The organism is Pseudomonas sp. SDO52101_S400, from assembly GCF_054071635.1.
The window spans coordinates 27,764-40,482 of the sequence record NZ_JBSVWF010000007.1; the positions used below are offsets into that span (position 1 = coordinate 27,764).

Consider the following 12,719-nt stretch of genomic DNA (forward strand, 5'->3'; position numbering starts at 1 on the left):
TAATAGACAAAGCCGTGGCGAGTGGCAAGCTGCGAGCCGCAAGTCACTGCAAACGCGCCTGTCGCTATTGGATATGCGAATTACAGGAGCTTGTGTTCCATCGCGTACTTCACCAGCTCGGCGAGTGAGGTGATGTTGAGTTTCTGCATCAGCCGCGCCTTGTGGGTGCTGATGGTCTTGCTGCTCAAGGCCAGTTGCTGGGCGATGTCGTTGACGTTGGCGCCCTGTGCCAGGCGTTCGAAAACCGAGAACTCGCGCTCCGACAGCAACGAATGCAATGGTCGCGCATCGGTCAGGCCGACTTCGAAGACCATCCGGTCGGCCAGTTCCGGGTCGATGTAGCGCCCGCCCGCCGCGACTTTGCGGATCGCCGTCAGCAGCAGCGCCGGATCGCTGTCCTTGGTCGCATATCCGGCGGCGCCGACTTTCAGCGCCCGGGCGGCCATCTGCGCTTCGTCGTGCATCGACAGCACCAGAATCGCCGGCGGATTGCTCAGTGCGCGGATGCGTGGGATCGCTTCCAGGCCGTTGACCCCAGGCATGGAAATATCCAGCAGCACCACCTCGCACGGCACGTTGCGCAGGGTTTCGAGCAACTGCTCGCCATTGCTCGCCTCCCCCACCACTTGCAGATCCTTGGCCAGGCCGATCAATTGCTTGATGCCTTCGCGAACGATGGTGTGGTCTTCGGCTACCAGTACACGGATCACTTACTTCTCCTCATCCAGTGGCACCCGCACGCTCAGTGTGGTGCCCTCGCCCGGCGCGCTGTCGAGTGACAACTGACCGCCCATGATCAACACCCGCTCGCGCATCCCTACAAGTCCAAAGGATGTCGGCCTGCCGGCAGCGGCGACAAATCCTACGCCATCATCGCTGACTGTCAGACACAATTCGTCGCCTTCTAGCGCCAGCGTCAGTTCCACAGTATGCGCCTGGGCATGGCGCATGACGTTGGTCAGCGCCTCCTGAAGGATGCGGAACAGGCCGATGGCCTTGGCGTCGCTCAGCGGCGGCAGATTGTCCGGCACCTGCACCAGACACGGAATCTGCGTGCGCGCCTCGAAGCGCCGGGCCTGCCACTCGATCGCCGAGGCAATACCGGCATCGAGAATCGGCGGGCGCAAGGCCGTCGCCACATCGCGCACCAACTGGAACAGCTGGGCGATCAGGCGTTTCATGCTGTTCAGGCGTTCGTTCAGACCGGGATCGAGTTGCGCGTAGGCCAGTTCGCACATCGATGTCTCCAGTTTCAACACCGTCAACATCTGCCCCAGTTCATCGTGAACCTCGCGTGCGATGCGCGCCTTTTCCTCTTCTCGCACGCTTTCGAGATGCGCCGACAGCTCGCGCAGTTGTTCCCGCGATGCTGCCAGTTCCAGCTCAATGCGTTTGCTTTCGGTGATGTCCCAGACGATGCCGTCCCAGACGTAAGCGCCATCTTCCAGTTGCCGGGTGATGGCCTTGATTTCGGCCCAGCGCTGTTCGCCCTGTCGCGTAAGAATCCGCCCCTGCCACGACCAGTCGCTGTCGGTATCCAGCGCCCGGTCCTGAGTCTGGTGATACCCGGCCTTGTCGTCCGGGTGCACCAGGCTGCGCAAACCCATGTCGCGATGGGCGATGGCGGCCGGCGCGTAGCCGACCAGACTCTCGCTGCCTTCACTGATGTAAGCAAAGTCGATCTGCCCGGTCACCGGCGCCCGCTCCAGGCGGAACACCAGCCCCGGCACGTTGGCCGCGATGCCTTGCAGGCGCGCCTCGCTTTCCTGCAACGCGGCCAGGGCCCGCCGGCGTTCGGTGACGTCCGTGAGATAAACCACCAGATATTCACTATCGCGAAAGCGCAGAAAACTCAGCGACACATCCGCCGGCAAAACACTGCCATCGGCCCGCACACAACTGGTTTCAAAACTGAGCGGCCCCTCTTCGCTGGCCCGGGCGCGCTTCCACAAATTGAGCCAGCGATCCATATGCAGGCCGGGCTCAAAATCGATCAACGGTCGCTCGATCAATGCGCCCTGTGGATAACCGAGCATGTATTCCGCCGCGCGGTTGGCGTAGCGCACATGACTGTCCCAGTTGACCCAAAGGATGCCGACGGTGCTCTGGTCGATGGAAAACTGGGTCAGGCGCAGGGCTTCTTCGCTGGCTGCGCGCAGGGCGATATCTTCCCGGGCGGCGAGCAGGCGTTGCTCGAGGTTGTGTTGCTGGCGCCGCTGCCAGAAGACGATCGCCGCACAACTGATCAGCAACACGGCAAACAACAGGCTCAGGTTCTGCCAGAACCCCGGCGACTCCGAGAGCCGCGGGTATTTGGGTTGCAGCCATTGGGTGTGCAGGCGCTCCAGATCCTTCGCCGGGATCGCCCGCAAGGCGCTTTCGACGATCCCGGCCAGCTCCGGCCAGTCACGACGGCTGGCGACTCGCAACAGTTGCGGCAGACCGATGTCGCCGACCACCACCAGCCCGGCGAACTCCGGCTCCGTCGACAATCGTCCCAACTGCGCTTCATCCACCACCGCGTAAGCAGCCTGCTGACTCAACAACAACTGCAACGCCTGGCGTTCCAGCGGCACGCCTTGCAGATTCAGATGGGGATAGTTGCCCCGCAGGTAATCGGCGGTGACGCTGGGCATGCGCACGGCCACCCGGACCTGGCTGTCGAGTTTTTCCAGCTCGACCGAACTGCTGGTTTTCTGATCGCTGACCACCAGTTGCGGCACGCGCATGTAGGGATCGGAAAACTGCCAGAGACGCAGCGCGCCCGGCGTCTGGGTCAGGCCCGGGGCCATATCGATCTCGCCGTCCCGGGCGGCGGCTTCAAGCTGTTCAAGATCGGGGAAGTTGCGCCAGCTGAGTTCGATACCGAGGGCCTTGGCCATCCACTTCATCAATTCGACATTCGCCCCGGACAGCCGCTGCAAGCGCCGGTCGTATTGCGCGTACGGTGCCTGCAATACCAGACCAACGCGCAATTCATTGTGTTGGGCCAGCCACTGTTGCTGGCTCGTCGACAACTGCGCAACATGGCTCGGCGGCGCAGGCGCGGCCCACCCCATCAAGGGAAACGCCAGACAGCCGATAACCCACAGGCAGCAAAAACGCATCATTGAAATCTCATACACTGACAAATTCTGACCAACCCATTAGGCTGCCGGGATACTTTCTGGCCTGGAATAACCGATGCCCCCTGTCTCTCGCCTGGCAATGCCAGCATTGTGCCTGTCGCTGATCCTGCCTTGTGCGTTTTCCGTCGAAGCCGCCGATCCGGCGCCCGCCTCTGCTGCGGGAAAACCCGCCGAAGAAAAACCGGTCGAACGCCAGCCATTGCTTGAGCGTAGTCAGGAAGAAGCCTCAGCACTCGAACGCAAAGTCCCGGCCCAGGAACAACAACAGTTGCAGGCCGGCAGCGACACCTTCCTCGCCCTGTGGAAACCGGCCAACACAGCCGACCCCAAAGGTGTGGTGATCCTCATCCCCGGTGCCGGCGAAACCGCCGACTGGCCCCAGGTGATCGGCCCGCTGCGGCGTAAATTGCCGGACTTCGAGTGGAACAGCCTGAGTATCACCCTGCCCGACCTGCAAAGCGATGCCATCGCACCGCGTGTGATCGAAGCGCCCGCAGCGCCGAAAACCGCCGATGCAGGCAGCAAGGATTCGACCACTGCCGAACCGATCGAGCAAGCCGCCGGCGGTGAAGCGGATGTGGCTGACAAAGTCGTCGCCGAGACCAACGAAGAACAGGCAAAGGCCGACGCCGAGCGAATCTTCGCCCGCATCGACGCGGCGATTGCCTACGCCGAACAGCAAGGCGCGCACAGCATCGTGGTGCTGGGTCACGGCACCGGCGCCTATTGGGCCGCACGCTTCCTGAACGAAAAGCAGACGGCACAAGTGGAAAAACTGGTGATGGTCGCCGCACAAGTACCGCCCAAGGCCAAGCCTGAACTGGCTGAGCTGACGCCACTGCTGAAGCTGCCGACCGCCGATATCTTCTATATGGACAAGCCGCTGGATCGCAACGCCGCACTGGAGCGTCTGCAGGCCAGCAAGCGCTTGAAGACGTCAGCGTTCAGCCAGGTCGCGCTCAAGGCATTGCCCGACAACAAGGCCGAGCAGGAACAATTGTTCCGCCGGGTGCGCGGCTGGTTGAATCCGCAAACCCCGGACTGACCGACCGCACAAAAAAAGATCGCAGCCTGGGCTGCGATCTTTTTTTCGTCTAGCGGAAATCCCGCCGCTCGCGAATCAATGTGTAGGCATTGTGCAAGTCGCGAGTTCTTTCAGTTGCCTCGAGCACCTGGGCCGCCGTCGCACCGCTACCGGCCACCTTGTCCGGATGATGGCGACTGAGCAGGCGACGATAGGCACGTTTGATCTGTGCCGGTTCGCTGGTAGCCGACACGCCGAGCAAACGCATCGCGTCCTGATAACTCACTGCTGCGCTGACGATCGGGCGCTTGTTCGGCTCGTAATCCGCCGCCAGTGCCTGAATCTGATGAGTCGTCCAGCCCAGCCACTTGCCCCACTGCGCCAGCAATTCGCGCTCGCTGCTGCCGGCCCGGCCGTCGGCCCAGACCATCCGCCAGCAGGCGCGCAACACCCCTTCGGCGGCATGGGGCTGAGCACTGAGACGTCGCAGATAACCGCGCAAGCGATCCCCGCCGGACTTGCCGCGATTGAACGCGGCAATGGCCCGGCGTTGTGCCGGCTCACTCATATCCAGCGCGCGCATCTCCTGACGCGCCTGCTGGATATGCCCGTCGGTGACCCGCCCGTCGCTCTTGGCCAGACGCCCGAGCAAGACGAACAACAACTCGTCGTTGCGCAGCATCGGCTGGCCGCCGAGTTTTTCCCGCAAATGCCCCCAACTCTGTAAATGCAGGCGTCGATCCAGCGCCTGCCCCAACAATGCCCCAAGCATGGCCCCCGGAATGCTGGCGATAGCAAAACCCGCTCCGGCTCCAATCAGAGTCCCTGGCCACAACATATCAGCGACTCGCTTCTATCAAGGTTTCGGCTTCAGCCAGACGCTCGTGCGTACCGACATCGACCCAGTGGCCTTTGAGTCGCTCACCGCTCACCTGCCCGTGCGCCATGGCTTTGCGCAGCAACGGTGCCAGTTTGAAAGCGCCGTCCGTGCAGCCATCGAACAATTGCGGGTGCAGCACAGCGATGCCGCTGTAAGTCAGGGTCGCCATCTCCGGTTGGCCGTCCTGTACCTGATCGCCGACCAGGCAGAAGTCACCCGTCGGGTGATGGGCCGGATTGTCCGCCAGCACCAGATGCGCCAGTCCGTTGATCGGCTGGTGCAGCACGCTGAAGTCGTAATCCGTCCAGATGTCACCGTTGACCACCAGGAACGCTTCATCACCGAGCAGCGGCAAGGCGCGGAAGATGCCGCCACCGGTCTCCAGCGGCTCGCCTTCGGGCGAGTAACGGATACTCAGGCCGAATTGCGAGCCGTCACCCAGATAATCTTCGATCTGCTGACCGAGCCAGGCATGGTTGATCACAATCTCGCTGAAGCCCGCCGCCGCCAGGGCACGCAGGTGGTACTCGATCAATGGGACGCCAGCGGCGCGCACCAGCGGTTTAGGGGTGGTCAGGGTCAACGGGCGCATGCGCTCGCCTTTGCCGGCCGCCAGAATCATTGCCTTCATGCAGTCGCTCCGCCACGCAGGCTGGCCAGCAGCGCTTGCAGTTGTGCCAACTCGGGACGGCGTGCGATCACCGCATCTATATAAGAGAAGAAGCGCGGCACATCGCCGAGATAACGTGGCTTGCCATCGCGGTGACAGATGCGGGCGAAGATCCCGATGACTTTCAGGTGACGCTGAACGCCCATCAGGTCACTGGCGCGCAAGAAGTCTTCGAAATCCGTTTGCACGGGAATATTCAATGCTGACGCCTGCTGCCAATAATTTTCCAGCCAGCCGCGCACTCGCTCTTCAGGCCAGCTGAGGAACGCATCCTTGAACAGGCACGTCACGTCGTAGGTCACCGGGCCGTACACCGCGTCCTGGAAATCCAGCACGCCGGGGTTCGGTTCGCTGAGCATCAGGTTGCGTGGCATGTAGTCGCGGTGCACCAGCACTTTGGGTTGCGCCAGCGCGCTATCGATCAGCAGATCGCTGACCTGTTGCCATTGCTGCTGTTGCGTGGCGTCAAATTCGATGCCCAGCTCGCGCTTCACGTACCACTCGGGGAACAGCTCCAGCTCGCGACGCAGCAGCGCAACGTCGTAACTCGGCAGCGGCGCCACCATCGGCAACTGCTGAAAAGCCAGCAGCACTTGCAAGGCATCGCTGAATAAAGCGTCGGCATTTTCGCTGTCGATCACGTCCAGATAGGTCTTGTTGCCCAGGTCATTGAGCAAAAGAAATCCGCGATCGAGGTCCTCGGCATAAATTTTCGGCACGTTAATTCCGGATTTCGCCAGCAAAAAGGCAATATCCACGAACGGTTTGCAGTTTTCCTGAGGCGGCGGTGCGTCCATCACGACGAAACTGCGACCCGCGCCTTCCCAGCGGAAATAACGGCGGAAACTCGCGTCACTGCTGGCCGCGGTCAACGTGGCCGGGGGTACGGCACCCCAGCCCTGATCAGTGAAAAGGGTTGCCAACTGCTCATCGAGCCAAACTTTCAGGTGTTGCAAGCGTACATCTTGGTCAGGCATTGCAAGGGTCTCCGACGGCGCTAGCCGTCAAGCGGGTCATGCTTTATTATCCAGCATCTTTTTCAGACCATCGAGAGGCGTGCGGCCCACACCGCGGGCAGATGGCACGCAGGAAGCCCGGACTAATAAGATGGCATTGAAATCCCCCGCGTTTCGTAAAAAATTTCCGTTGTTGGTAACCGGCAGTCTGCTGGCTATGCAACCTCTGGCCAGTTCATTCGTTGTCGCCGCCGAGCAGTATGACTGCGCCGTCTCGGCTACGGGCGGCTGGGCCTGTTCGCCGAAGACGCCGGCGGCTGCATTGCCACCGCGTCCTGTGCATGACGGCAGTGCCGTCAGCGCTGCCGGCGAAGCACCGGCCGAGAACGGCACCGTTTCGGACTCAGGTTCCAAACCCGTGCTGGTTACCGAAGCCAAAGGCCGCGGCCTGAAATCCCGCAGCGAAGACTACAGTCACCTCGACTGGGTTCCGCGCGAGAAGCTCACCGCCGCCCAATTGGCCGAGACCGGTCCTTACTGCTCTGGTTCCTATATCGAACCAATTCGTCCTGGCATGAATGACAAGACGAATAAAAGTGACGCCCCGACCTTCATCGGCGCGAAAGCTTCGCGCTATAACACCGAAGATCAGGTCGGCACGCTGGCCGGTGACGTGGTTCTGCGTCAGGGCAGCATGCAGGTCGAGTCCCAGGAAGCGAGCCTCTATCAGGCCGAGAGCCGCGCCGAACTCAAGGGCGACGTGCGCATCCGCGACAATGGCGCGCTGATCGTCGGCGACCACGCCGATGTGCAACTCGACACCGGTGAAGCGAAAGTCGACAACGCCGAATACGTGATGCACAAGTCGCGCATCCGCGGTAACGCGCTATACGCCAAGCGTGCCGAGAACGCGATCATCCGCTTAAAGGACGGCACGTACACCACGTGCGAACCGAACAGCAACGCCTGGCAGCTCAAGGGCAACAACATTACCCTGAACCCTGCCACCGGCTTCGGTACCGCGACCAACGTGACACTGCGGGTCAAGGACATTCCGATCCTGTACACCCCGTACATCTACTTCCCGATCGACGACCGTCGTCAGTCGGGCTTCCTGCCGCCGACCATCGGCACCGGCAGCGACACCGGCTTCATGCTGGTCACCCCGTACTACTTCAACCTGGCACCGAACTACGATGCCACGTTGTACCCGCGCTACATGAGCAAGCGCGGTCTGTTGATGGAAGGCGAATTCCGCTACCTGACCAAGTCCAGCGAAGGTCAGTTCGGTGCTGCTTACCTCAACGACGAGGACACTGATCGCAGCAAGCAGAGCGACTACGAGAAAAACCGTTACATGTACAACTGGCAGCACAAGGGCGGTCTCGACTCCCGCGTGCTCACCCAGGTCGACTACACCAAGATCAGCGATCCGTACTACTTCCAGGATCTGACCACCGACCAGATCGGTGTGAAGAGCCAGGACTACGTGAATCAGCAGGGCTCGGTCACCTATCGTGGCGACAGCTACACGGCGCGTCTGAACGCCCAGGCGTATCAACTGGCGACCGTTTCGAACCTCACGCCGTACGACCGTCTGCCGCAGATCACCTTCAATGGTCAGCTGCCGTATCACCCGGAAGGCCTGGACTTCGATTACGAAACCGAGATCGTGCGGTTTGATCGTGATCTGCAGAATGGCAACTTCACGAACGAAGACGGTACTGTCGAACGTCGCCTGGACAACAACATCACTGGTCTGGCCCGTGCCAACGGCGACCGGCTCAACCTGAAACCAGGCGTCAGCCTGCCGATGAACTGGACCTATGGCTTCCTCAAGCCATCGCTCAAGTACCAGTACACCCAGTACCAGCTGGATCTGGACGGTACCGGTAAATCGCAAATTGCGGCAATGACGCCAGAAAACCAGAACCTCAACGGCAAGTTCAGCAGCAACCAGAACCGTGGCGTTCCGATCGCGAGCATCGACGGCGGGCTGTACTTCGACCGCGACACGTCCTACTTTGGCAAGAACTACCGTCAGACCCTGGAACCACGCCTGTTCTATCTTTATGTGCCCGAGAAAGACCAGTCTGATATCCCGGTGTTCGACACCAGCGAATACACCTTCAACTACGCCTCTCTGTTCCGTGACAACCGCTTCTCCGGTTCCGACCGTGTAGGCGACGAGAACAAGCTTTCGTTGGGTGTGACCAGCCGCTGGATCGAAGACGATGGTTTCGAACGTCAACGTATCAGTGTCGGTCAGGCCTTGTACTTCAAGGATCGCGAAGTCCAACTGCCAGGTATCGATCCGAAAACCCGCGACGATGCGCATTCGAACGTTTCGCCATACGCGCTGGAATACGAATACCGCTGGAACCGCGACTGGCGCACCACTGCCGACTACAACTGGGATCCGGACAGCCGCAGCCCGCGTTCCGGCAGCGCAATGTTCCACTACCAGCCTGAAGACAACCCGAACAAGGTGGTCAACGTCGGTTATCGCTATCGCAACGACCAGGTTCGTTACGACCAGAACACCGGTAAATGGTCGGTGGGCGGTGGTGACTACGGCACCCCGGGCCAGCCTGGTTATGTGAAGGACTACTACAAGATCCAGCAGCATGACTTCTCGGTCATCTGGCCGATCGTTCCACAATGGAGCGCCATCAGCCGCTGGCAGTACGACTACAACCGCAACCGCACGCTGGAAGCCTTCGGTGGTTTCGAATACGACAACTGCTGCTGGAAACTGCGCCTGATCAACCGTTACTGGGTCAGCTATGACGAGTTCAGTCAGAATGCCCCGGAAAACGAAAAAGGCGACCACGGCCTCTTCCTCCAAATTGTTCTGAAGGGACTCGGCGGCCTCACCGGCGCCAAGACTGAGAGCTTCCTCGACAAAGGCATCCAAGGTTATCGTCAACGTGAAGACCAAGCTTTCTGATTGTCTGCGCCCGCTGATGCTGGGCGCGCTGTTCCTGGGTACCGCGGCCAACGCCGCGGTGCAATCCATCGATAAAGTGGTGGCCATCGTCGACAACGACGTGGTCATGCAGAGCCAGCTGGATCAACGCGTCCACGAAGTTCAGCAAACCATCGCCAAGCGTGGTGGCGGCTTGCCGCCTCCGGGCGTGCTGGATCAACAGGTGCTTGAGCGTCTGATCGTCGAAAACCTGCAACTGCAGATCGGCGAACGTTCCGGCATCCGCATCACCGATGAAGAACTGAACCAGGCTGTCGGCACCATTGCCCAGCGCAACAACATGACTGTCGATCAATTCCGCGCAGCCCTGGCTCACGACGGCCTGAGTTACGAAGGCGCCCGTGAACAGATCCGCAAGGAAATGGTCATCAGCCGTGTGCGTCAGCGCCGTGTTGCAGAACGCATTCAGGTATCGGAGCAGGAAGTGAAGAACTTCCTCGCTTCTGACCTGGGCAAGATGCAACTGTCCGAAGAACTGCACCTAGCCAACATCCTGATCCCGACCCCGGAAAGCGCCAACTCTGAAGCGATTCAGAGCGCCGCACGCCAGGCGATGGAGGTTTACCAGCAACTCAAGCAGGGCGCTGATTTCGGTCAACTGGCCGTTGCCAAGTCGGGCAGCGACAACGCCCTCGAAGGCGGTGACATGGGCTGGCGTAAAGCCGCTCAATTGCCACCACCGTTTGACCGCGAGTTGAGCAGCATGGCTGTCGGCGACATCACTCAGCCAGCACGCACACCAGGTGGTTTCATCATCCTGAAGCTGCTGGAAAAACGCGGCGGCGAAAGCCAGATGCGCGACGAAGTGCATGTGCGCCACATCCTGGTCAAGCCAAGTCCGGTCCGTGACGAAGCGAAGACCAAGGAGCTGGTTCAGTCGCTGTATAACCGCATTCAAGCCGGCGAAGATTTTGCTGAACTGGCCAAGAAGTACTCGGAAGACCCAGGCTCTGCCCTCAACGGCGGTGACCTGAACTGGATCGACCCGAACGCGCTGGTACCGGAATTCCGCGCCGTGATGGCCAAGTCCCCGCAGGGTCAGCTGTCCAAGCCATTCCAGACCCAGTACGGCTGGCACGTTCTGGAAGTCCTTGGCCGTCGCGCCACTGACAGCACTGAACAGGCCCGTGAGCAGCAAGCTTTGACCGTACTGCGTAACCGCAAATACGATGAAGAGCTGCAAACCTGGCTGCGTCAGATCCGTGACGAAGCGTACGTAGAGATCAAACTCCCTGGTGCAGACCAGGCAGCGCAGTGAAACCCAAGCGTTTCGCGCTGACACCCGGCGAACCAGCCGGCATCGGTCCTGACCTGTGCCTGCTGCTCGCCTCGCAAGCCCAGCCACATCCCCTGATTGCCATCACCAGCCGCGACCTGCTCCAAGAGCGGGCCGCGCAGCTGGGGCTGGCCGTCAGTCTGCTGTCCGTGTCGCCCGGTCAATGGCCGGACGTTCCGGCGCCCGCCAACAGCCTTTATGTCTGGGACACACCGCTCAGCGCCCCCGTGGTCGCCGGGCAACTGGACAAGGCCAACGCCGCATTCGTCCTTGAAACCCTGACCCGCGCCGGCAATGGCTGCCTTAACGGCGACTTCGCCGGGATGATTACCGCCCCGGTGCACAAGGGCGTGATCAACGAATCGGGCATCGCCTTTTCCGGCCACACCGAATTTCTTGCCGACCTGACCCACACCCCCCAGGTGGTGATGATGCTCGCTACCGGCGGTTTGCGCGTGGCACTGGTCACCACTCACCTGCCCCTTCGCGAGATCGCCGATGCGATCACGCCGGAGCGGCTGGAACGGGTCACGCGGATTCTGCACGCCGACCTGCAAGACAAATTCGGCATCGCCCGACCGCGCATCCTGGTCTGCGGGCTCAACCCGCACGCCGGTGAAGGCGGACACCTGGGCCATGAAGAAATCGACATCATCGAACCCACCCTGGAGCGCCTGCGCGGCGAGGGCATGGACCTTCGTGGCCCGCTGCCTGCCGACACTCTGTTTACCCCCAAATATCTGGAGCACTGCGACGCAGTGCTGGCGATGTACCACGACCAGGGCCTGCCCGTGCTCAAGTACAAAGGCTTCGGCGCAGCGGTCAACGTGACCCTGGGCCTGCCGATCATCCGCACCTCCGTCGACCACGGCACCGCCCTGGATCTGGCAGGCAGCGGCAAGATCGACACCGGCAGCCTGCAGGTCGCCCTGGAAACCGCCTACCAGATGGCCGAGACCCGTTTATGACCGAGCAATACCAACACAAGGCGCGCAAACGCTTTGGCCAGAACTTCCTGCACGATGCCGGCGTCATCGACCGCATCCTGCGCTCCATCAGCGCCAAGCCTGACGACCGGATGCTGGAAATCGGCCCTGGCCAGGGCGCACTGACCGCCGGCCTGCTGAACAGCGGCGCACAGCTCGACGTGGTGGAACTGGACAAGGATCTGATCCCGATCCTCAACCAGCAGTTCGCCGGCAAGAGCAACTTCAACCTGCATCAGGGCGATGCGCTGAAGTTCGACTTCAACACTCTGAACGCTGCGCCGAACAGCCTGCGCGTGGTCGGCAACCTGCCGTACAACATTTCCACACCGCTGATTTTCCACCTGCTGAACAACGCCGGCATCATCCGCGACATGCACTTCATGCTGCAGAAGGAAGTGGTCGAGCGTCTGGCCGCAGGCCCGGGTGGTGGTGACTGGGGCCGTCTGTCGATCATGGTTCAGTACCATTGCCGGGTCGAGCATCTGTTCAACGTCGGCCCGGGTGCATTCAACCCGCCGCCGAAGGTCGATTCAGCCATCGTGCGCCTGGTGCCACACGCGGTTCTGCCGCACCCGGCCAAGGACCATCGCCTGCTGGAACGCGTCGTACGCGAAGCCTTCAACCAGCGCCGCAAGACCTTGCGCAACACCCTCAAGCAATTGCTGAGCAACGCTGAAATCGAAGCCGCCGGCGTCGATGGCAGCCTGCGTCCCGAGCAGCTTGATCTGGCGGCATTCGTACGCCTGGCCGACAAGCTCGCCGAACAGCCCGCGCCAACACCCGCTGCCGACTGACAGGCAATCATAA

General features: G+C 61.2%; 10 protein-coding genes. 5 read left to right on the forward strand and 5 right to left on the reverse strand.

What is annotated here, in order from left to right:
* Positions 1–80: 80 nt before the first annotated feature.
* Together ACW9HX_RS05045 and ACW9HX_RS05050 are read right to left on the reverse strand one after the other, a co-directional pair.
* Entirely contained in the window at positions 81–710 is a 630-nt protein-coding gene (locus ACW9HX_RS05045; protein ID WP_457379724.1) for a response regulator, read from the reverse strand.
* The gene (locus ACW9HX_RS05050; protein WP_457379725.1) at positions 711–3,110 is read right to left on the reverse strand and encodes a PAS domain-containing sensor histidine kinase; all 2,400 of its coding nucleotides are present in this window, start codon (positions 3,108–3,110) and stop codon (positions 711–713) included.
* A gap of 73 nt (positions 3,111–3,183) precedes the next feature.
* Here ACW9HX_RS05050 and ACW9HX_RS05055 point away from each other — a divergent pair, with 73 nt between their 5' ends.
* Positions 3,184–4,173 carry an alpha/beta hydrolase family protein gene (locus ACW9HX_RS05055; RefSeq protein ID WP_457379726.1) on the forward strand — a complete coding sequence of 330 codons (990 nt, stop codon included), beginning with the start codon at positions 3,184–3,186 and terminating at the stop codon, positions 4,171–4,173.
* Positions 4,174–4,222: 49 nt separating this feature from the next.
* Here ACW9HX_RS05055 and ACW9HX_RS05060 read toward each other — a convergent pair whose 3' ends face one another.
* Genes ACW9HX_RS05060 through ACW9HX_RS05070 form a run of 3 tightly spaced genes read right to left on the reverse strand, consistent with a single transcriptional unit; the run spans position 4,223 to position 6,679 of the window.
* Entirely contained in the window at positions 4,223–4,990 is a 768-nt protein-coding gene (locus tag ACW9HX_RS05060) for a TerB family tellurite resistance protein (protein WP_457379727.1), read from the reverse strand.
* A gap of 1 nt (position 4,991) precedes the next feature.
* Entirely contained in the window at positions 4,992–5,663 is a 672-nt protein-coding gene (gene murU, locus ACW9HX_RS05065; protein WP_457379728.1) for an N-acetylmuramate alpha-1-phosphate uridylyltransferase MurU, read from the reverse strand.
* Positions 5,660–6,679 carry an aminoglycoside phosphotransferase family protein gene (locus tag ACW9HX_RS05070; protein ID WP_457379729.1) on the reverse strand — a complete coding sequence of 340 codons (1,020 nt, stop codon included), beginning with the start codon at positions 6,677–6,679 and terminating at the stop codon, positions 5,660–5,662. The genes murU and ACW9HX_RS05070 overlap by 4 nt, the downstream gene beginning before the upstream one ends.
* A 130-nt stretch (positions 6,680–6,809) precedes the next feature.
* Between ACW9HX_RS05070 and ACW9HX_RS05075 the strand changes: the two genes are divergently transcribed.
* The 4 genes from ACW9HX_RS05075 to rsmA are packed head-to-tail and all read left to right on the forward strand — an operon-like array spanning position 6,810 to position 12,706.
* The gene (locus ACW9HX_RS05075; protein ID WP_457379730.1) at positions 6,810–9,608 is read left to right on the forward strand and encodes an LPS-assembly protein LptD; all 2,799 of its coding nucleotides are present in this window, start codon (positions 6,810–6,812) and stop codon (positions 9,606–9,608) included.
* Entirely contained in the window at positions 9,589–10,905 is a 1,317-nt protein-coding gene (surA, locus tag ACW9HX_RS05080) for a peptidylprolyl isomerase SurA (RefSeq protein ID WP_457379731.1), read from the forward strand. Before ACW9HX_RS05075 ends, surA begins: the two co-directional genes overlap by 20 nt.
* Positions 10,902–11,891: a 4-hydroxythreonine-4-phosphate dehydrogenase PdxA gene (gene pdxA / locus ACW9HX_RS05085; protein ID WP_457379732.1), complete on the forward strand. Its 990-nt coding sequence runs from the start codon at positions 10,902–10,904 to the stop codon at positions 11,889–11,891. The genes surA and pdxA overlap by 4 nt, the downstream gene beginning before the upstream one ends.
* A complete protein-coding gene (rsmA, locus tag ACW9HX_RS05090; RefSeq protein WP_096817896.1) occupies positions 11,888–12,706 on the forward strand; it encodes a 16S rRNA (adenine(1518)-N(6)/adenine(1519)-N(6))-dimethyltransferase RsmA in 819 nt (272 codons plus the stop codon). The genes pdxA and rsmA overlap by 4 nt, the downstream gene beginning before the upstream one ends.
* The last annotated feature ends 13 nt before the right edge of the window (positions 12,707–12,719 follow it).